Source organism: Actinophytocola xanthii, assembly GCF_001921205.1.
Lineage (GTDB): Bacteria > Actinomycetota > Actinomycetes > Mycobacteriales > Pseudonocardiaceae > Actinophytocola > Actinophytocola xanthii.
On the sequence record NZ_MSIE01000042.1, the window covers coordinates 1 to 19021 of the forward strand.

The window sequence follows — 19021 nt, forward strand, 5'->3', positions numbered from 1 at the left end:
CCGGCGGGCTTGGTGGTGAACCACTTGTGCACCTTGTTGTCGATCAGCACGTCGGAGGACAGCACGGTCTTGGAGCCGGTCCGGTAGTACACGCAGGTGTAGGCCAGGACACTGGCGGGCAGGGCGCCCCAGCTGGTGACGCTGACGTTGTCGTTGCCGGTGCAGGTGCCCTTCGGGGAGACCTGAGCCGCCTTCGTGCTGGTGCCGGCGTACACCCCGGTGGTCACCGTGGTGGTCGCCGTACCGCAGCGCGAACGGGCGGAGAACAGCGTGTTGGTCGCGGACTTGATCGCGGGCAGCGCGCTCGCCGCCACCGAGGCCGGCGCAGCCGCGGGGTTGTAGTACCAGGTGAAGGTGGCCGGCATCCGCCACGCGGCCAGGGCGTAGGGCTTGGCCTGGCAGCCCGGCGTGGCGGCCGCGGCGGTCCCCTCCGCGGCGGCGCCGATGGCGGCGGCCTGCTCGAACGGGGTGGAGGCCAGAATCGCCTCGGCAACCACGGTCACCCCGTCCTCGACCGGCGCGACATGGCGGTCGACGGCTCCGGTCGTGGCGACGGCGGAGACCGCCGCGGTCGCGGCGAGGACGAGAGCGGCGGTGAGGGTGGCGAGCCGGGGGCGAGTCATTGTCGGTGGGGTTCCTTCGGTGGTGCGAGCTGGACACCACTGACAATGCGGCCCCTGTGTTGTCAAACAGGCCCAGAAACGAGAGCCAAACGGGAGTAGCCCACGTATTCCCACACGCCAACCAACACGCTCCAACACAGCACCCGGATCGCACCCGTCCGGCGGCCCGGGAGGGAGCAGCCGTCAGCGGGCCGTCGGGCGGCCGAGCCGGGGGTGCAGGCGGGCCGCGTTCTCGGCGCCGACGCCGAAGGCGAGCCGTTCGGCGGTGTCGACGTCGAGAACGTCCTCGGCGAGCCAGGAGTCGAGCAGGCGGCCGAAGTGGTGTCGCCAGAGCACCGCACCCAGGTGGTGCAGCTCGGGCAGGACGTTGCCGTCGCTGGAGTAGAGCACCGAGTCGAACGGCGCCAGCTCGAGCGCCTCGCCGAGCACGTCGTCGGCGCGGACCCCGACGTACGGCAGAGTCAGTCCAATGTCGACCGAGACGTGGTCGAACACGTGGGCCAGGTAGGCGGCGTTGCGGTGGAACGGCCAGCAGTGCAGCAGCACCACGGCGGCGCCGCTGTCCCTGGTGCACCTGAGGAAGTCGGTCAGCAGCAGGGGGTCGACCTCGCGAAGATCGAGGTCGTCGTCGCCGAAGCCGGTGTGGAACTGCAGCGGCAGGCCGAGCTCGGCGCCGACCCTGATGGCCTCGTGGATGGTCCAGGCGTGCAGCACCGGGTCGGTCAGCCGGGTGCCGCCGGAGCGCAGCCAGGCCTGGGCGGCCTGCTCGGCGTCCCGGTCGGACGGGCACTCCCCCGGCACGTCGAGGCCGGACCGGTAGGCGACGACGGTCTTGAGCGCGACGGCGCCGGCCGCCCGGTCGCGCAGCTCGTCGCGGAAGGCGTCGAGCACGGCCGCGGGCGAGTCGGGCCGACCAGCGACGCCCTCCATCACCTGCTCGACCCGCACCACCTCGTGCCCGGCCCCGCACACCTCGCCCGGCTCGAGGCCGGGGCTCGGCGCGTACCCGGTGTCGACGAACCAGCGCTCGACACCGGTGGCCCGTAACAGGCGGTCGGTGACCTCGCGCCAGCCCAGCTCGGCCCGGCGGTCGAGGTAGTCCTCGGGTGCGGCGTGCGCCGGCAGGTCGAGCACCGGGGCGCACCACCGCCGTACGGCCAGCCCGAGCGACGAGTGCCAGCGGTCGCGGGTGCCGGCGGCCGCGGCCTCGGTGAGCCCGCCGGCGAACTCGTCACGGTCGGGGTCGCGGGCGAGCACCGCGTGGCAGTGCTGGTCGATCAGCGGCACCTCGTCGGTCACGGCCATGCGAGCCCCCTTGCTACCAGCGCCAGCGTACGGCCGCCGAAAGCTCCTTCGGGTGCAGTCCGGCGCAGCGGTCGGCCTCGGCGCGGCGGACGGTGACGATCGCGTCGTGCAGCTCCGGACCGAGGGCGTCGGCCAGCACCGTCGAGGCGGCCAGGGCGTCCGCGGCCTCGGACGCCGACGTGGGCAGCCGGCGGATGCCCGCCGCCTGGCGTCCCGCGTCGTCGAGCAGGGCGGGGTCACCGGTGACCGGCGGCGGCAGCCGGAGGTCGTCGGCCACCCCGGCGAGCCCCGCGGCGATCACGCAGCCGACCACGAGGTACGGGTTCGCGGTGGCGTCAAAGCACTTGAGCTCGACGTTGGCGGTCTGCTGGGAACCGGCGACCATCCGCAGAGCGGTCTCCCGGGTCTCGTGGCCCCAGCACTGCCAGATACCGGCCCAGCGGGAGGGCAGCAGCCGCAGGAAGCTCGCCGGGTGGCCGGCGCCGATCGCGAGCAACGCCGGCAGCTCCCGCAGCAGCCCGGCCAGGAACGCCTCGCCGGTCGGCCGCAGGTCGGCGAGGGTGTTGCCGGCGTCGTCGTGGACCGACAGGTGCAGGTGCCCGCCCGACCCGGCGCCGTCGGGGTCGACGCTGGGGGCGAACGAGGCCCGCCAGCCGTGGGCGAGGCTGCGTGAACGGACCGTGTGCCGCAACAGCACGGCGTCGTCCGCGGCGCCGACGGGGTCGTTCGGCGCGACCGACAGCTCGAGCTGGGCGAGGGCGTACTCCGGGTGGAACTGCTGGACGTCCAGCCCTTGCCGGGTCAGGTCCCCGACCAGCGCGGCCGCGTACGCGGCGACCTGCTCGAGCCGGACCTGCCCGTAGGCAGGCCCGTCGAACGCCGGTCGGAACTCCTCGGCGCCGGTGACACCCAACGCCCACTCGTGTTCGAAGGCCATCAGCAGGCTCAGCCCTCGCTCGGCCGCGGCGGCTGCCTGCCGCGCCGCGAACCCCCGCTGGCAGGCAAGGAAGGGCTGGCCGTCCTTGGTGAGCTTGTCGGCCGGTGCCCAGGCCCAGCCGGGCATCGCGGAGAGCGCGACGAGGCGGTCGAGGTCCGGGACCAGTCGGAGGTCCCCGTCCGGGCCACCGAGGTAGCGGCCGGCGACCATGACGTCGTCGGACCCGAACGCCTCGAAACAGGGCGAAGCGCCAACCCCGTCGAGCGCGGCGAGGCGGGACAACGGCACCGCCTTGACCCGCGTGATCCCCGCATTGTCCACGAACGACAGCTCGACCATGGTCACGCCGGCCGCGCGCAGCTCCTCCACCGTCGTCGGCATCGGCCCATCCTATTTGCGGCGTCAGTGCTCCCAGTACCGCCGGTCGCGCCCGGTCAGCTTGACGACGAGCCGCCCGAAGGGATGGGAAAGACTCGCGGCGAACGCGGTGAAGCGGGGGAAGAAGAAAAAGACACCCAGCCCTGCCACGAACAGCGGCACGGCGACCAGCGGGCCCCGGGTGATGCCCGCGGTGGTGAGGGCGCCGCCGGTGAGGACCTTGGCCCGGTACTCGCAGGTGATCGACGCCGGCCCGGTGAAGCGCGGCGAGATCCGCTCCCCCCACATGGCGTCGATCGTGTGCGGGTTCCCGTTCTCCGGGGTGACGGCGCAGGTCACGATGGTGGCCTCACCACCGGCCTGCTGCCGGCGCCCGAACTCTCGGCTGATCCCAATCTCCGTACCGGCGGGCCAGATCGCCTCCTGATCCGGACCGACGGACTGACCCGTCCCGACGGCGTAGGCGCCGATGCCCATCATGACCACCGCCACCCCCAGGCCGCCCAGCAGCATGCTCCACGCCGCGCGCCGAGCCGGCTTGCGTTTGCGGCCGGGCCGGTTCACCGGCCTTCCAAGGTGTTGATCACGAAGGCCGCTGTTCGGTCGGCGCGGTCGCAGCGCGGCCCGCCTTCGGTCTCCGTTCTCCCCGCGGTGGCGACGTCGCCGTCGGCTATCAAGATCGCCGTGTCGTCGGCTACTCCGAGGAACAGACGGCACAGTCCGTACGTCGACTCGAGGTCGCCGTTGGCACGGATCACCGGATACCCCTCGATCGTGTCGACACCCCAGAAGTCGCATTCGGCGCTGTTCGCACACTGCCGAGCGATACCGGCCAGGCCCGTGCTCGATTGGAACCTGATGGTCACGGTGTCGAGAGGGTCCTGGTCCGCGGGGCGCAGGACGCACGTGGGGCGGCCGGCGGAGCGTTCCTGGGCCGTCACAGGTAGGCCGAGTTCGCTCGCCTGCCGCGCGGAGAGGAGTTCGCAGGGTGCTTCTCGGAAGCGCTCCGCGTCGAGTGGCTCGGGCACGGGCGGAACGGACAACGAGGGTCCCGCGCCCGATTCGGGTCCTGGCGCGGGCTCATCCGAACAACCCGTGCTCATGGCCGCGGTCAGAACCATCGCGATGACGAGGAGCGGTCTCATCGCCGCTTGCGGCGTAGCCCTTGCCACAGATCCTCCCCGTCGTCATCCCGGCGGCTCTTGTTCTCACCCGACGGGCGTACGGGTTCTGGTTTGGTCGCCTCCAGGTCCTCGACGAGACCCCCGACGTCGAACTGGCGCACGGCGGCGAGGCTTCGATCGATGAAGTCAGCATAAGCGGAGGTCGTCGCGACGGTGGTCCAGGACATCCTGCCGCTTGCGAGACCTTCCCCGATCTCCCGGACCAGTGGGTCGTCGCTGTCCTTCATCGTGGCGAACAGCATCTTCCGCAGCGTGGTCTCGTCGCGGAGGGTGTCCGCGTGCGCGGAGCCCTCGACCAGTCTCAGGAACTCGCTCCGGTCGGCAGGGACCGGACGGGAACTGTGCGTCATGGTCTCGTCCTCACTTGGGCGGGTCGAGAGGTGCGGTCGGCAACGAAGGCAGACCGGTGCCGGCATGGTGCACGCTGCCGTAGTTCGTCTGCGCCGCCTCGACGACCTTGATAACCGTATCCATCTGTCCGATGAGTCCGAACATCTCCTTGATCCCGTCGACCACCCGGTAGACGTTGTACGCGCTGAGCGCCCCGGCGAAGACCGCGATGGGCGCCCCGACTCCCGTCGCTGCCGCTCCACCCGCCACCCAGGCGGACCCGGCGGCCTCGATCGCGGCGTCCCCCACCCCCTTGAGGATGTTGACGACGGCGTCGCGCATCCTGACCATCTCCTCGGACGCGAGCCGGTACTGGTCGACGATCTCGCGCAGCTGCTCGTGAGCTTGCTCGAACGGCGTGACGAGCCGCATCAGGTACACCGCCGCGCCGTCACCCGCATTGCCGCGCCAGACAGCCTGGCAGCCCTGGGACGCCCACTGGATGTTGATGCCGACGTCGTTGAGAGCCCACCGCACGTCGTTCAGCACGTCCGCCGCCGCGCGCAGGCCTGCCCAGTCCCCGACCCACGGCTTGACGATCTCGTCCCAGGGGTCGATCGGTCGGTCCAGTGCCTGCAGCCACACAGCCACATGACTGACGGCCTCGAGCGCCGCCCCTATCGCCGTCATCGGGCTGAAGGCATCCCACCAGTCGTAGTCGCCGTTCAGTTCCTCGCGGTAGTCCTTGATCTTGCTCAGGCGCCCCCGCGGCTCCTGGACGTCCTGGAACTCGGCCGGGGCTCCAGGTCCACTGATGTACCCGGTCTGCTTCCGCTGCTCGGCCGCGTCCGCCGCGGGGTACGCGGCGTCCAGTCGCTGGGCGGAGGTCTGGTCGGTGCGCTCGTAGTAGGCGGCGGAGTCACGGACCGCCTGCGCCACCGAACTCAACGTGGGGTGCGCGAGCTCACCGAGCCAGGAGTCGAGGGCATTGTAGACATCGCGGTGTCCGCCCGTGAGTCGACCGACAACTCCTTCACCACCCTGGAATTCCTGAATCTTCGCGAGGTGCGTCCTGGCCGCGACCACGTCCTCGCGGGCGCGGTCCACCTGGGCCGCGAGCTGCCGCAAAGCCCCTGGCTGCACGGAAAACGACGTCATCGACAACCCCCGAACCCACGCACCGAGCCTGCTTGCGGCGTAACGATACAGAGCCGACGGGGCGTCTCGGCGGGTTATGAGAAATCTCCCCAGCGCCCGGACGGCGCGAATTGTCGGGGAATTTCCCTCAGTTCTCGGCGGGGACGACCATCGGGGTGCCGGCCACCGGGTCCGGGACGACGACGCAGGGGAGGTTGAAGACCTTCTCGACCAGGGCGGGGGTCACGACCTCGGCGGGCGGGCCCTCGGTGACGACTCGGCCGTCGGCCATGGCTATGAGGTGGTGGACGTAGCGGCAGGCCAGGTTGAGGTCGTGCAGGACGACGACGATGGTCTTTCCGGTGTCGGCGTTGAGGTCGCGCAGCAGCCTGAGCAGGTCCACCTGGTGGGTGATGTCGAGGAACGTCGTCGGCTCGTCGAGGAGCAACAGCTCCGTGTCCTGCGCCAGCGCCATCGCCACCCAGACCCGTTGGCGTTGGCCGCCGGACAGCTGGTTGATGGGACGACCGACCAGGTCCTGGGTGCCGGTCGCGGTCAGGGCCTTGGCCACGGCTGCCTCGTCGGCGGCGTTCCAGCGGCGGAACCAGCCCTGGTGGGGGTGGCGGCCACGGGAGACGAGATCACCGACCGTGATGCCGTCTGGGGCGACGGGGGTCTGCGGGAGCATGCCGAGGACCTGCGCGACCTCGCGGGTGCCGACATCCTGCAGCGAGCGGTCGTCCAGCAGGACCCGGCCGGCTCTGGGCTTGAGCAGGCGGGCCAGACCGCGCAGCAAAGTGGACTTGCCGCAGGCGTTGGCGCCGACGATCGCGGTCAGCCTGCCGTCGAGGACGTCGAGGTCCAGGGCCTCGAGGACGTTCCTGTCGTCGTAGCCGAGGCTGAGCTGCTCCGCGCGCAGCCGACCGGTCATCCGCCGACTCCTTCCCGGTTGGCCGTGGCCAGCAGCCACAACAGGTAGGGCGCGCCGACCGCGCCGGTCACCACGCCGGTGGGCAGCTCGGTCGGCAGGACGTGCCGGGCCACCATGTCCGCCATCAGCAGCACGGCCGCACCGGTGAAGCCCGCGGCCAGCACCCCTCCCGGCGCGGGACGGAGCAGACGGGCGGCGACCGGACCGGCCACCAGCGCGACGAACTGGATCGGGCCGGCGACGGCGGTGGCGAGGCCGATCAGCACGACCGGCAGGGCGATCAGCGCGAACCGCGCCCACTCGACCCGCGTGCCCAACCCCCGCGCGAGGTCGTCGCCGAGCTCGAGGGCCCGCAGCTGGCGTTGCAGCAGCATGGCCACCGGGACGAGCGCCACCAGGACGACCATCAGCACCCGCAGCTCGGTCGGCCCCGCCTGGCCGACCGACCCGATCAGCCAGTGCATGGCCTGCCGCGCGTCGTGCAGATCCGCCCTGGTGAGCAGGTAGCCGACGACGCCGATCATGAACGCCGACACCCCGATGCCGACGAGGATGAACCGGTAGCCGCTCAGCCCGTCGCGGAAGGCGAGGACGTACATCAGCACGGCGGAGACCAGGGCGCCCACGACGGCCATCGCCGGGACCGCCAACCCACCCGCGCCGTACACCACGATGCCGGCCACCGCCGCGACGCTCGCCCCGGAGGAGACACCGACGAAGTCCGGCGCGGCAAGGGGGTTGCGCAGCAGCTGCTGGAACAGGGTCCCGGAGACGCCGAGCGCGAAGCCGACGGTGAGCGCGGAGGTCGCCTGCGGCAGCCGCAGGTCGAGCACGATGAAGTCGGTACCCCGGTCGACGGTCACCCGGAACAGCGAGCCGAGCACCTCACCGGCGCCGAGCCAGACGCTGCCCACCATCATGCTGAGCACGAACGCCGCGAAGGCCACGACGCCGAGCACCGCCGTGACCACCACCGACCGCCGAGCAAGTGCCGTCTTCCCGGATCTGACCGCGGTGGTCACCGTGGGCACGGAACGCTCAGCTCGGGCGCGAGTGGCGGTCGTGGAGGGGTCGTGTTTCACAGTTCTGCCATTCGGCCGTAGCGGACGAGGGCGACGAAACACGGGGCGCCCGCCACGCCCAGGACCACGCCGACCTGGAGTTCGCCGGGGCTGCCCAGAACGCGGCCGGCGATGTCGGCCAACAACAGTGCGATCGGGCTCAGCAGCAGTGAGTAGGGCAGGATCCAGCGGTAGTCCGGGCCGCACAGGACCCGGGCGATGTGCGGAACCACCAGGCCGACAAAGACGATCGGTCCACAGGCCGCGGTTGCCGCTCCACAGAGGACAGCCACAACGGCGAACAGCAGGAGCCGGGTCCGGGCCAGGTTGAGGCCCAGCGCCCGTGCGGTGTCCTCGCCCAGGGCGAGGCCGTTGAGCGAACGACCGCAGGCCAACGCGGCGACGAGGCCGAGCCCGAGGAACGGCGCCACGCCGAACAGGATCGGGGCGTACCGTCCGGCGAGCGAGCCGACCTGCCAGAACCGCAGCTCGTTGAGCGCGTCGACGTCGGTCATCACGATGCCGGTGGTGACCGAGGTCAGGCCCGCGGTCACCGCGACGCCGGCGAGTGCCAGCTTCACCGGCGTCGCTCCCTCCCGGCCCAGCGACGCCACGGCGTACACGAGCAGGGTCGCGACCGCCGCCCCCAGGAACGCGAACCAGATGTAGGCCGAGATCCCGCGCAGACCGAGCACGGTGATCGCGAGGACGACGAAGGCCGCCGCGCCCGCGTTGATGCCCATGATCCCAGGATCCGCCAGGGGGTTGCGGGTCACGCCCTGCAGGACCGCGCCGGACACCCCGAGCGCGGCACCGACCAGGATGCCCAACAGGGTCCGGGGAACCCGCATCTCGAGGGTGACGCTGCCGTCGGTGGAGGTCACGGTCATGTCCGACAACGCCCGCAGCACGTCGGCCAGCGAGATCGACCGGGAACCCAGGGACACGCTGAGGAACGCGACGGCGGCCAGTGCGACCAGCAGAACGGCGAGACCCGTGCCGAGGACCGGGGCTCGCCGTCGTACCGGGACCGAAACGGTGCCGGTCGTGCTCATCGGGGGTCAGTCGCCGATGTTCTCATCGGCCTTCTCGAGGTCGTCGGCGAGGATCTCCAGTGCTTGGGCGTAGTCGCCGTAGGTGTGCAGCCAGAACGCCGGCCACTGGATGATCGCGTCGGCCTTGGCCGCCCTGATGGTCTGCCAGGTCGGGTGCTTCTCGGCCTGCGCGAGCGTGCTGTCGAACTGCCGGCTGTCGATCATCAGCAGGTCCGGCTGGTACTTGTCGGCGTTCTCCCAGCTGAGGTTCTCCCAGTACGGGAAGCCCTTGTCGGGGCTGTCCGGGTTGATGACCTTCAGGCCCCACTCCTGGAAATCGAGCAGCTCCGGCGCGTACTCCGGGTTCGCGACGTACAGCAGGTCGTCCGACGGCGAGACCGCCAGCACGGTCAGCTCCGGCTTGCTCGCCACCACCTCCTTGAACCGGGACAGCGCCTCCTCGAAGGCGTTCTTGTCCGCCGCCAGCTCCGGGTCGTCCACATCGGCGCCGAGGCTCTCGGCCAGCTTCTCGTACCCCTGGGCGAGCGACAGGATCGACTCGCCCTGAGTGGCGCCGACCACCGGCGCGAGCTCGGCGAGCTTGAGGCTCTTCTCCTCGACACCCTCCTCGAACCCGCCGTGCGCCTTCTCCGCCGGCCACCAGTCCGCGACGATCAGGTCGGGGTCGAGCTCGGCCGCCTTCTCGACGTCGATGACGCCCCACTCCTCACCCAGGATCTCGATCCCGTCGAGATCGAGGTCCTTGAGGTTGGGGTCGGTCTTCACCGACTCGTCGCCGTAGATGCCGACCGGCCGGATCCCGAAGCTCATCAGCGCTGCCGCCTCGCCGGCGTGGGCGATGATGCGTTTCGGGATCTCGTCCAGCTTGACCGTCTCACCGGAACCGTCGACGAAGCTCCAGGGACCGGAGGAATCGCTACCGCTGTCCTCCGCGGCGGAACCGCAGGCGGACAGCACGAGCCCAGCACTCAGCATGATCAGTAGGCGACGCACAAACGGAGGTTAGCCTCGCCTAAGCACAGCGCGAAGGTGATTCACATCACTCGCGGAGGCCGAAGATGCTGGTGAGGGCTACAAGCAGATCCGCTTTGTCCTGTTTCGACATCGGCGACGCACGTGCGAACCGCGGATCGTCACGAGGCGCGGCAGTCCGAAGTCAACGATCGAACCTGCCGGACTTGACGGCACGCAGGAACGACCGCAACGAGCCGGCTGCCAGCGAGCCGCCGTCACGGTCCTTGCTGTCCCGCAGGGCTGCCAGGTCGTTCCGAACCTCCACGCAGTTTCCGGTGTTGGTTCTGGTCGACTTGCGCCAACTCGTCATGGTGCCTCCATCAGGTCGGAGATGAGTGTACGGCTTGCAGTCTGTGACAGCGCTATCTTATTCAGACGGTCGAGAGCCGTGGAGTAGGGCCGCACATCCTGGTCGTGCAGGAAGAACCCGCCCGCGGCCAGTTCGATATGCAGCACCGGACCTGTGTTGGGGAACCGCATCCACAACCACGAATGAAGCAGCAGGACCTGAGTCTGGTGGTCAGGAATAATCCGGACCGAAATTCCACGATCTTGTGCACATAGCAGATGTTCTAGTTGAACCTTCCGAGCTCGCTCTCCGCCATAGGGCAGCCGAAGGACATCCTGGGGAATGAAGGCCGTGTAGGACACCGACCCGAGGATCTGCTGGCGCCGGAGGCGGGCCATCCAGCGGGTCTCGATGTCCCGGCGAGCCGCACCGTCGGCCTGCATCACCCCCACCGCCGTCTCGTAGGTGTGCAGCAGCCCCGGGATGGCCGTGACCGAGACGTCCACGAGCGCCTCCGCATCCGCCTCGTAGCTGGCCAGGGCTCCCACCTCGGGCGGAACCCCCGGCAGAGCCCTGTCCCACCAGCCGGAGGAGGAACCGGCCCGCATCTCGGCCAGGATCTCCTCGCGGGCACTGACAGGTAGGCGGTAAGCCGTGAGCAGTACCGCCACCTCCTCCAGGGTTACCTGCCGTAGTCCGCGCTCGGTTCGGCTCAACCGTGAGGGTGACCACTGCGCCTCGGCAGCCGCCTGTTCGAGACTCAAAGTCGTTTTTTCATTCCTTATGGCTCGCAGACGTGCACCAATGATTCGATCTCGGGACACCGGCTTTGTGACCAACCCGAATCACTCCTTGCAATCGGAACCGCTCTGCCGCAAGAGACATTACTGTTCGACAGAGCCGAAAGCAGGAGGTGACCCCGTGAGTGCCGGATGGAACACAACACTGCTGATCATCGAGATCGGAATTCTGGGCGGCTGCCTTTTCGGACCGGTTGTCACCTGGCTGTTCGTGTGGACCGAGCACACGGTCAAACGGCACATCGCCCGGTGTCCGACCTGCCGTGACCGGCGGCATAACACCACCGAACTCTCAGCGGGCGCGACCTGTTCCCGACCTCCCGACACGGTCGCGCCCGCTGAGTCCCAGGTCAGCCAGCCGCGGCTGTGTTATCCCGCGGCTCCCATCCCAGCTCCCGCCGCGCCTTCGCCAGGCTCATCGTCCGCTCGTCCCCGTCCCCGCTGATCGCGTAGACGTCGAACCCGTGCCCCCGTCGCCGCAGCGCGGCGTCGATCGCCGCGGCGACGTCGCGGGCGGAGGTGGACATGGCGCGCTGCATCGCCGTGCCCACCCGCGGCCACTCGTCGTCGGCCGTCGGGAAGCACAGCCGCAGGCACACCGCGTCCATCCCCCACTCGGCCGTCGCGTTGCGACAGACCTCCTCGCCCAACCGCTTCGCCAGGCCGTAGAAGTCGCCCGCGTTCGGCGGCGTCGACTCGTCGGGGTAGCGACCGAGCTCGTCGCCCGCGTCCGGGTCCAGCTCGCCGGGTGCCGGGAAGTCGCCACCGAGCGGGTGGGGGTAGACCGACATGCTGCTGGTATAGACCATGTGCCGCACGCCGGCCAGGTGCACGCCGGTCAGCGCGGCGTACATGCCGACCACCGCCACCTCCAGGTGGGCCCGGGCGGTCTCGGGGGTGCCCCAGGGAGCGGCAGGTCCCATCGCCATGAACACCAGCGAGTCCACGCCCTCGGCGAGCCGCGCGACCAGCTCGACGTCGCGCAGGTCGCCCGTGTGGTAGTCCACGCCCGACACCGGCTCCCGCGGCGGGGCGAGGTCCAACACCCGAATCTCGTGCCCGGCGGCGAGGTGCGGCAGCACCATCGACCCAACCAGGCCACAACCACCCAGCACGAGCAGACGCATCACGGCCTCCTCAGACCCGCACGTGCGCGTCCCGGCCGGCGCGCAACCCGATCACAGTGTGCACAGCGGCCACGCCGACCAGCACAGCGAGCGGCACCCGCCAGCCGCCGGTCGCGTCGTGCAGCGCGCCGATCGCGACCGGCCCGACCGCGGCGAACAGGTACCCCAGCGACTGGCCCATCCCGGACAGCGAGGCCGAGGACCGCGGATCGGCCGCGCGCAGGCTGAAGAACGCGAGCGCGAGGAAGAACAGCACTCCCGCGCCGACACCGGTCACGACGGCCCACAGCATCGTCGGCCGGGGCGCCACCAGCAGCCCCAGGTAGCCCGCCAGGGCCAGCAGCGAGCCGGTCGCGGCGACCGCGCGCTGGTCGGGCAGGCGGGCGAGCACCGGCGGGACGGCGATGCTCATCACCACGCCGACGAGCTGGTACACGAACAGTGCCCAGCCGGCGTACTCCTCGCTCGCACCCGTGCTCTGCACGATCGACGGGAACCAGGCGAGCATCGTGTAGAAGCCGCAGGCCGACAGCGCCATGAACGCCGAGACCTCCCAGGCGAGCGGGGACCGCCACGGCGCCCGCGGCCGCAGCGCGGCCGGCTCCGGCTCCGGCCGTCGTCGGCCCAGCGGCGTCCACAGCGCGAAGGCCACCAGCGCGAACCCAGCCCAGCAGCCGAGCGAGGCCCGCCACCCGCCCGGCAGGACGCCGGCCAGCGGCACCGCGACGCCCGCCGCGATCGAGGCGACGACACCGATGACCGCGGTGTAGACACCGGTCACGGCGCCGATGTGGTCGGGGAAGTCGCGCTTGATCATGCTCGGCAGCAGGACGTTGCCGACCGAGATCGCCGCGCCGAGCAGCACGGTGCCCACCCAGAGCAACCCGGCCACCGGCAGCGACCGCAGGACGATCCCGATGACCAGCGTGAGCATCGCCACCCAGAGCATCGGGTCCACACCGAACCGGCGAGCGAGCCGAGGCACCTGCGGGGAGACCGCGGCGAAGGTCAGCAGCGGCACCGTCCCGATAAAACCGGCCTCGCCCGCGCTCAGCCCCACGTCGCGCCGGATCGTCTCCAGCAGCGGCCCGACGGAGGTCAGCGCGGCCCGCAGGTTGGCCGCGATCAGCAGGAACCCGACGACCAACAGGACGCGCCGGTCTTTAGCAGTCCTCACGGTCGTCACCCAGCCAAGGTGACACATGCGGGGCCCGCCCAGCAATTCGTACGAACAGGACGGCTGTGACGAAGCCCGGGGAGGCGTACCAGCCGCGGGCCCGATCTGGTGAGATGACCTCGTGGTGTGGATCGATCTCGAGAAGGCGGTAAACGTACGCGACGTCGGCGGCATGCCGACCGACAGCGGGGTACCGACCCGACCGGGACGACTCGTCCGCTCCGACAACCTCCAGGACCTCTCCCCCGCCGACGTCACGCGGCTGACCGAGGAGATCGGCGTCACCACGGTGATCGACCTGCGCAGCACGAGCGAGGTCCGGTCCGAGGGCCCCGGACCGCTCAGCCGGGTCCCCGCCGTGCGCCACGTCAACCTGTCGGTGCTCCCGGAGAGCCACGGCATGACCGACGTCGCCGCCGACGCCCTCGCGCTCAACCGGGAACGTGCCGCCGGACGTGGCCCCTCCGACCTGGCGCTCTCGTTCTACCTCGGCTACCTCGAGGACCGGCCGGACAACGTGGTGGCCGCGCTGCGCACGATCGCGGAGGCGCCGGGGGCCGCGCTCGTGCACTGCGCGGCCGGCAAGGACCGGACCGGGGTGGTCGTCGCGATGGCGCTGACCGTCGCCGGGGTTCCGCGCGAGGCGGTGGTCGCCGACTACACGGCCACCGCCGAGCGGATCGAGCGGGTCCTCGACCGGCTGCGGGCCTCGCCCACCTACGCCGAGGACATCGACAACCTGCCCGCCGAGGAGCACCGCCCCCGCGCGGCCTCGATGGAGCGCTTCCTCGCCCGGCTCGACGAGGACCACGGCGGCGTGCTCGGCTGGCTGGGCACGCACGGTTTCGACACGCAGGACGCGCGACGGCTGCGCGCCAAGCTCCTGGAGGTCTGAATGGCACGAACGGTGTTGGTCACCGGCGGCACCGGCGGGCTGGGTACCGCGGTGACCTCAGCGTTCCTCGACGCCGGCTGGCGGGTCGTCGTGCCGTGGGTGGTCGAGCGGGAGCTCGCGCGGATGCCCAAGCACCCCCGGCTCAAGCTGTTCCGCGCCGACCTGTTCGACGAGAAGTCCGCACTCGAGTGTGCCGGCACCGCGGCGTCTACTGTGGACGCTCCACTGCGGGCGGTGGTGAACCTGGTCGGCGGTTTCGCCTCCGGCGGGCTCGTGCACGAGACCCCGATCGACGAGTTCGAGAACCAGCTCCTGCTCAACCTGCGGGCCACCTACCTGACCTGCCACGCGACGCTGCCCTACCTGCTCAAGAGCGGCGGCGGCTCGATCGTGTGCATGTCCAGCCGGGCGGCCCGCCAGCCCTTCGCCGGCGCCGCCGGCTACGTCACGGCGAAGGCGGCCGTGCTCGCCCTGGTCGACGCGCTGCACGTCGAGTACGCCGACCAGGGGGTACGGGTGAACGCGGTGCTCCCGGGGGTGATCGACACGCCGGCCAACCGGAGCGCCATGCCGGACTCCGACCGCAAGGACTGGGTCGCCCCCGCCGACATCGCCCGGACGATCCTGTTCCTCTCCGGCTCCGACGCCTCCCCGATCAGCGGCGCGCACATCCCGGTCGACCGGGCTTAGGGCACGTCCGCGGGCGCGTCCGCGCCGCCTAACCGAGCTCGGCGAGGCGGGCCGCGACGGGCGTCCCGACGCGTTCGATCCACTCGGCCGGGGCGTCGCCGGGCGGGGCGACCATGACCGTGTCGAAGCCGAGCCGGGCGTAGTCCGCCATCTCCGTGGCGAAGGCGTCCACGTCGGTCGGGACCTCGGCCGCGGCGAGGGTCTTCTGGATGGTCGAGTAGTCCCGGCCGACGTCGTCGCAGTGCGCGCGCAGCACGTCGAGCTTGCGGCCGAGCTCGGCGGGTGTGGACGGGAACAGGTTGCACGCGTCGGCGTACTGGGCCACCAGCCGCAGCGTCCTGCGCTCCCCACCACCACCGATCAGCACCGGCGGTCCGCTGAGCGGCAGCGGCCGGCAGATCGTCTCGGCCAACTGGTAGTACCTGCCCTCGAACGGGCCCTCGTTGTCGGGGTCCCACATCTGCCGGCAGATCCGGAGGGTCTCCTCCAGCCGCTCGAAGCGCTCGACCACCGGCGGGAACGGCACGCCAAGGCCCCGGTGCTCGCGCTCGTACCAGGCAGCGCCGATACCGAGCTCCCCCCGGCCCTCGGACAGCACGTCCAGAGTGGACACGATCTTGGCGAGCAGGCCGGGGTGGCGGTAGCTGACACCGGTGACCAGCACGCCCAACCGGATCGTCGAGGTGTGTGCGGCGAGGAAGCCGAGGGTCGTGTAGGCCTCCAGCATGGGATCGGTCGCCGGATGCCACTGGTCCATCTGGAAGTAGTGGTCCATGACCGACAGGTGGGTCACCCCCGCGGCCTCGGCCGCCCGACCGATCTTGGCCAGCTCGGGAGCGATGGCGGGGGTGCCGCCGGGGACGGTGAAGGCCATGACGTGGATTCCCAGGCGCATTCTCGCAGCGTATGAGCTGGAGCGCGCTCCAGCTCAAGCCCTCACCGGATCGAGGCCAAAATTTGCGGGACGCGAATCTTTGCGTGATCCGCAACATTCGTCTACCGTGGTGTCATGGACGGCGAGGAGCGGCTCGGGCTGCGGGAGCGCAAGAAGCGGGAAACCCGCATCGCGTTGAGCTGGGCGGCGATCCGGCTCACCGTGGAGCGCGGTTTCCACAACGTCCGCGTCGAGGACATCGCGGCCGAGGCGGGGGTCTCACCCCGCACGTTCAACAACTACTTCTCCAGCAAAGGCGAGGCCATCGCCGCGCGGCACCTCGAGCGGGCCCGCGCCATCGCCGACGAGCTTCGGGCGCGGCCCGCGGACGAGCCGCTGTGGGAGGCCATCGAGAACGCCGCGATGGCGCGGTTCGCCCTGGGCGAGGACATCTCGGCCGGAGGTGAACGCGACCAGGAGTGGGCCGAGGGACTGAAGCTGATGATCGAGGAACCGGCGCTGCAGGCCGAGTTCATCCGCGCCAGGGCGATTGCCGAGGCCGAGCTCGCCGCCGCGGTCGCCGAGCGCACCGGTACCGACGCCACCCGCGACCTGTACCCGAAGCTGGTCGCCGGGGCCGTCGGCACCGCGATCAACGTCGCCACCGAACACTGGCTGCGGGGCGAGGAACCACGACCGATGGAGCGACTGCTGCGCGAGGCGCTGCACCAGCTCGCGGCGGGCCTGCCCACACCGTAACCCCGTCCTTTTCCGACAACCCGGCGCGTCGCCGGGTCGGTTCGTCATGCCTACGAGGAGGTTCCTCATGATCGACGTCGTGATAGCTGGCGCCGGCCCCAACGGGCTCATGCTGGCCTGCGAGCTCCGCCTGGCCGGGGTGACACCGGTGGTGCTCGAGCGCATGCCAGAGCGCGGTACCACGCAGCGGGCCAACGGCCTGGTCGGCCAGGTGGTGCGGATGCTCGACCGGCGCGGCCTGTACGAGACGCTGAGCGGCAGCGCCGATCCGCCGCAGCCGGCGCCGGGGTTCATGTTCGGCGCGCTGCCGCTCGAGCTGGGCGTCCTCGCCGATAACCCGCTGTACACGCTGGCGGTGCCGCAGCAGCGGATCGAGCAGGTGCTCGAGGAGCGCGCCGTCGAGCTCGGCGTCGAGATCCGTCGGGGTCACGCGCTGACCGGCCTGTCCCAGGACGCCGACGCGGTCACCGTCGAGGTCGACGGCCCGGACGGCCCCTACCGGCTGGCCGGCCGCTACCTCGTCGGTGCCGACGGCGGGCACAGCCCCACCCGCAAGCTGACCGGCATCGGCTTCCCCGGCGTCACGACGGACGACTCGGTCTCGCGAGTGGCCCATGTCAGCGTGCCGGCCGAACTCGTCGACCCGACGACCGGCGGGTTGAACGTGCCCGGCTACGGGGTCGTGCCGCCGTTCACGCACCACCGGACCGAGCACGGGTTGTTCGTGTGGGCGCCGTTCCCGTCCCGCCCGGCGCTGGTGTCCACCACCGAACGAGCGTCGGTCGACGACACCGCACCGATGACGCTCGAGGAGCTGGCGGCCAGCATCCGCCGAGTGCTCGGCGGCGACCTGCCGTTGGCCGCGCCCGAGGGCGCCGGACCGCACCTGCTGCGCCGGCTGGTCGGCGGCAACACCCGGATCGCCGAGCGGTTCCGTTCCGGACGGGTGCTGCTGGTCGGCGACGCGGCGCACGTGCACTCGGCGATGGGTGGGGCCGGGCTCAACCTCGGGCTACAGGACGCGGTCAACCTGGGGTGGAAGCTCGCCGCGACGGTGCGCGGCACGGCACCGGAAGGGCTGCTGGACACCTACGAGAGCGAGCGGCGGCCGGTCAGTCAGCGGGTCGTGATGCACACCCAGGCGCAGTCCGCGCTGGTCGCGCCGGGCGAAGAGGTCACCCAGCTGCGCGCGTTGTTCAGCGAACTGCTCCGCGACGAGGCGACCGTCCAGCGGATCGCCGACCTGCTCTCTGGCGCGGACATCCGCTACGACGTGGGGTTCCCGTCGGGCGGCCACTGGGCTCCCGACCTGGTACTCGACACCGGTCGGGGGCCGGTCCGGCTGGCCGAGCTGACCAGGGACGCGCACCCCCTGCTCATCGACCTCACCCCGAACGGCGCGCTCGCGGACCGCTTCGGCTCGCGCGTTCCCGTCGTGACCGGCCGCGCGGACTTCCCCACCACGGCGATGCTGCTGCGCCCCGACTGTTACGTGGCCTGGTCCTCGACCGATCCCAGCCCGGACACCGAAGGCCTCGACGCCGCCATCGGACGCTGGTTCGGCTCCCCGCGGCTCACCCCCGCCTGAGTCGCACCGCCTCGACAGCCGGACGGAGTGCCGACACCGACGCGGCGGTCCACGGACCGGTCGTGATCAGCACGACGTGGCCGATCCCCCAGTCCGCGTACGTCGCGCAGCGCGCGGTGAAGTCCTCGGTGCTCTCCTCGGGGACCCACCGCGTGCTCAACGTCTTCTCGATCTCCTCGTACGGCCGCCCGCGCTCGGCGCAGTGCCCCGCGAGCACCTCCAGCTTGCGGCGCACGGTCGCACCCCCGTCCGGGATGTCCGGCAGGTTGCAGGCATCCGCGAGCTCAGCGACCAGACGCAGCGTCCGCTTCTCCCCCATCCCGCCGACCAGCACCGGCGGATGCGGACGGGTCACCGGGGCCGGGTTGTTCACCGGGTGGCCCGCCCTGGTGTGCCGTCCCGCGAACGGGCTGTCGTCGCCAGCCCACATCCGTGACGCCAGGCGCAGGGTGTCCTCCAGCCGCTCGAACCGCTCGCGCCTCGCCACCGGCAGGTCCAGGCCGAAGTCCTCGGCCTCCTGCTCGTGGTACCCCGCGCCGATCCCGAGCCACGCGCGTCCGGCCGAGAGCACGTCGAGCGTGGTGACCGCCTTGACCAGCAACGCCGGCGCGCGGTAGGTCGCCGCGGTGACCATCGTGCCCAACCGCACGCGCGAGGTGCACGAGGCGAGGAAACCCAGAGTCGTGTACCCCTCGAGCATCTCCTGCTCCGGCGAGGCGGTCGGGTCGGCCTGCAGCAGGTGGTCGCCCACCCAGACGGTGTCGATTCCCGCCTCGTCCGCCGCCCGCGCGACCTCGGTGAGGTTCGCGCCGATCTCGCCCGGCCAGGAAAAGTTCGTGACGTTCAGGCTGATGCGCACCCCTCCAC

21 protein-coding genes are annotated in these 19021 nt (G+C 71.0%); 4 read left to right on the top strand and 17 right to left on the bottom strand.

What is annotated here, in order from left to right; genetic code table 11:
* The 15 genes from BU204_RS22085 to BU204_RS22155 form a co-directional block, all read right to left on the bottom strand.
* Positions 1 to 623 (bottom strand): hypothetical protein (locus BU204_RS22085; protein WP_075127637.1); only part of this gene is annotated, 623 nt, incomplete at its 3' end.
* Between the two features lie 183 nt (positions 624 to 806).
* Positions 807 to 1928: an amidohydrolase family protein gene (locus BU204_RS22090; RefSeq protein ID WP_075127638.1), complete on the bottom strand. Its 1122-nt coding sequence runs from the start codon at positions 1926 to 1928 to the stop codon at positions 807 to 809.
* Positions 1929 to 1941: 13 nt separating this feature from the next.
* The gene (locus BU204_RS22095; protein WP_075127639.1) at positions 1942 to 3246 is read right to left on the bottom strand and encodes a type I glutamate--ammonia ligase; all 1305 of its coding nucleotides are present in this window, start codon (positions 3244 to 3246) and stop codon (positions 1942 to 1944) included.
* Positions 3247 to 3267: 21 nt separating this feature from the next.
* Positions 3268 to 3807 (bottom strand): hypothetical protein, encoded by a 540-nt coding sequence (locus BU204_RS22100; RefSeq protein ID WP_143229648.1) that lies wholly within the window; start codon positions 3805 to 3807, stop codon positions 3268 to 3270.
* Positions 3804 to 4388 (bottom strand): DUF3558 family protein, encoded by a 585-nt coding sequence (locus tag BU204_RS22105; RefSeq protein ID WP_075127641.1) that lies wholly within the window; start codon positions 4386 to 4388, stop codon positions 3804 to 3806. The genes BU204_RS22100 and BU204_RS22105 overlap by 4 nt, the downstream gene beginning before the upstream one ends.
* The gene (locus tag BU204_RS22110; protein WP_075127642.1) at positions 4385 to 4777 is read right to left on the bottom strand and encodes an SRPBCC family protein; all 393 of its coding nucleotides are present in this window, start codon (positions 4775 to 4777) and stop codon (positions 4385 to 4387) included. The genes BU204_RS22105 and BU204_RS22110 overlap by 4 nt, the downstream gene beginning before the upstream one ends.
* A gap of 10 nt (positions 4778 to 4787) precedes the next feature.
* Positions 4788 to 5915, bottom strand: coding sequence for a type VII secretion target (locus BU204_RS22115; RefSeq protein WP_083661517.1), 1128 nt, complete (start codon positions 5913 to 5915; stop codon positions 4788 to 4790).
* 127 nt (positions 5916 to 6042) lie between these two features.
* Complete coding sequence (locus BU204_RS22120) at positions 6043 to 6825, bottom strand: ABC transporter ATP-binding protein (RefSeq protein WP_075127644.1); 783 nt, start codon at positions 6823 to 6825, stop codon at positions 6043 to 6045.
* Positions 6822 to 7847: a FecCD family ABC transporter permease gene (locus BU204_RS22125; RefSeq protein ID WP_083661525.1), complete on the bottom strand. Its 1026-nt coding sequence runs from the start codon at positions 7845 to 7847 to the stop codon at positions 6822 to 6824. The genes BU204_RS22120 and BU204_RS22125 overlap by 4 nt, the downstream gene beginning before the upstream one ends.
* Before the next feature lie 56 nt (positions 7848 to 7903).
* Positions 7904 to 8941 carry a FecCD family ABC transporter permease gene (locus tag BU204_RS22130; protein ID WP_075127646.1) on the bottom strand — a complete coding sequence of 346 codons (1038 nt, stop codon included), beginning with the start codon at positions 8939 to 8941 and terminating at the stop codon, positions 7904 to 7906.
* Positions 8942 to 8947: 6 nt separating this feature from the next.
* Positions 8948 to 9934, bottom strand: a complete 987-nt coding sequence (locus tag BU204_RS22135) for an ABC transporter substrate-binding protein (protein ID WP_143229650.1) — start codon at positions 9932 to 9934, stop codon at positions 8948 to 8950.
* A 163-nt stretch (positions 9935 to 10097) separates the two neighbouring features.
* Complete coding sequence (locus BU204_RS22140; RefSeq protein ID WP_075127648.1) at positions 10098 to 10265, bottom strand: DUF397 domain-containing protein; 168 nt, start codon at positions 10263 to 10265, stop codon at positions 10098 to 10100.
* Complete coding sequence (locus BU204_RS22145; protein ID WP_075127649.1) at positions 10262 to 11068, bottom strand: helix-turn-helix domain-containing protein; 807 nt, start codon at positions 11066 to 11068, stop codon at positions 10262 to 10264. The genes BU204_RS22140 and BU204_RS22145 overlap by 4 nt, the downstream gene beginning before the upstream one ends.
* 326 nt (positions 11069 to 11394) lie before the next feature.
* Entirely contained in the window at positions 11395 to 12171 is a 777-nt protein-coding gene (locus BU204_RS22150; protein WP_075127650.1) for an NAD-dependent epimerase/dehydratase family protein, read from the bottom strand.
* Positions 12172 to 12181: 10 nt separating this feature from the next.
* Complete coding sequence (locus BU204_RS22155; protein ID WP_198942956.1) at positions 12182 to 13348, bottom strand: CynX/NimT family MFS transporter; 1167 nt, start codon at positions 13346 to 13348, stop codon at positions 12182 to 12184.
* A gap of 121 nt (positions 13349 to 13469) precedes the next feature.
* Between BU204_RS22155 and BU204_RS22160 the strand changes: the two genes are divergently transcribed.
* Together BU204_RS22160 and BU204_RS22165 are read left to right on the top strand one after the other, a co-directional pair.
* Positions 13470 to 14243: a tyrosine-protein phosphatase gene (locus BU204_RS22160; RefSeq protein ID WP_075127652.1), complete on the top strand. Its 774-nt coding sequence runs from the start codon at positions 13470 to 13472 to the stop codon at positions 14241 to 14243.
* Positions 14244 to 14933, top strand: coding sequence for an SDR family NAD(P)-dependent oxidoreductase (locus BU204_RS22165; RefSeq protein ID WP_075127653.1), 690 nt, complete (start codon positions 14244 to 14246; stop codon positions 14931 to 14933). It abuts the gene before it with no gap.
* 28 nt (positions 14934 to 14961) lie between these two features.
* Here the strand turns inward: BU204_RS22165 and BU204_RS22170 are convergent, their stop codons facing one another.
* Positions 14962 to 15828: an LLM class F420-dependent oxidoreductase gene (locus BU204_RS22170; protein WP_075127654.1), complete on the bottom strand. Its 867-nt coding sequence runs from the start codon at positions 15826 to 15828 to the stop codon at positions 14962 to 14964.
* 114 nt (positions 15829 to 15942) lie between these two features.
* On the opposite strand from BU204_RS22170, the gene BU204_RS22175 reads away from it, so the two are divergent.
* Together BU204_RS22175 and BU204_RS22180 are read left to right on the top strand one after the other, a co-directional pair.
* The gene (locus tag BU204_RS22175) at positions 15943 to 16566 is read left to right on the top strand and encodes an acyl-CoA-like ligand-binding transcription factor (RefSeq protein WP_075127655.1); all 624 of its coding nucleotides are present in this window, start codon (positions 15943 to 15945) and stop codon (positions 16564 to 16566) included.
* A 67-nt stretch (positions 16567 to 16633) separates the two neighbouring features.
* A complete protein-coding gene (locus tag BU204_RS22180) occupies positions 16634 to 18154 on the top strand; it encodes an FAD-dependent monooxygenase (protein WP_075127656.1) in 1521 nt (506 codons plus the stop codon).
* Here BU204_RS22180 and BU204_RS22185 read toward each other — a convergent pair.
* Positions 18141 to 19013, bottom strand: coding sequence for a TIGR03560 family F420-dependent LLM class oxidoreductase (locus BU204_RS22185; RefSeq protein ID WP_075127657.1), 873 nt, complete (start codon positions 19011 to 19013; stop codon positions 18141 to 18143). The two genes, BU204_RS22180 and BU204_RS22185, sit on opposite strands and share 14 nt — an antisense overlap.
* Between the last annotated feature and the right edge of the window lie 8 nt (positions 19014 to 19021).

Excerpts from the sequence above, each read along its gene's own strand:
- BU204_RS22110 (WP_075127642.1), bottom strand. The coding sequence starts at position 4,777 with ATGACGCACAGTTCCCGTCCGGTCCCTGCCGACCGGAGCGAGTTCCTG.
- BU204_RS22120 (WP_075127644.1), bottom strand. The coding sequence starts at position 6,825 with ATGACCGGTCGGCTGCGCGCGGAGCAGCTCAGCCTCGGCTACGACGAC.
- BU204_RS22180 (WP_075127656.1), top strand. The coding sequence starts at position 16,634 with ATGATCGACGTCGTGATAGCTGGCGCCGGCCCCAACGGGCTCATGCTG.
- BU204_RS22140 (WP_075127648.1), bottom strand. The coding sequence starts at position 10,265 with ATGACGAGTTGGCGCAAGTCGACCAGAACCAACACCGGAAACTGCGTG.
- BU204_RS22165 (WP_075127653.1), top strand. The coding sequence starts at position 14,244 with ATGGCACGAACGGTGTTGGTCACCGGCGGCACCGGCGGGCTGGGTACC.
- BU204_RS22130 (WP_075127646.1), bottom strand. The coding sequence starts at position 8,941 with ATGAGCACGACCGGCACCGTTTCGGTCCCGGTACGACGGCGAGCCCCG.
- BU204_RS22150 (WP_075127650.1), bottom strand. The coding sequence starts at position 12,171 with ATGCGTCTGCTCGTGCTGGGTGGTTGTGGCCTGGTTGGGTCGATGGTG.
- BU204_RS22170 (WP_075127654.1), bottom strand. The coding sequence starts at position 15,828 with ATGCGCCTGGGAATCCACGTCATGGCCTTCACCGTCCCCGGCGGCACC.
- BU204_RS22105 (WP_075127641.1), bottom strand. The coding sequence starts at position 4,388 with ATGAGACCGCTCCTCGTCATCGCGATGGTTCTGACCGCGGCCATGAGC.
- BU204_RS22115 (WP_083661517.1), bottom strand. The coding sequence starts at position 5,915 with ATGACGTCGTTTTCCGTGCAGCCAGGGGCTTTGCGGCAGCTCGCGGCC.
- BU204_RS22175 (WP_075127655.1), top strand. The coding sequence starts at position 15,943 with ATGGACGGCGAGGAGCGGCTCGGGCTGCGGGAGCGCAAGAAGCGGGAA.
- BU204_RS22090 (WP_075127638.1), bottom strand. The coding sequence starts at position 1,928 with ATGGCCGTGACCGACGAGGTGCCGCTGATCGACCAGCACTGCCACGCG.
- BU204_RS22095 (WP_075127639.1), bottom strand. The coding sequence starts at position 3,246 with ATGCCGACGACGGTGGAGGAGCTGCGCGCGGCCGGCGTGACCATGGTC.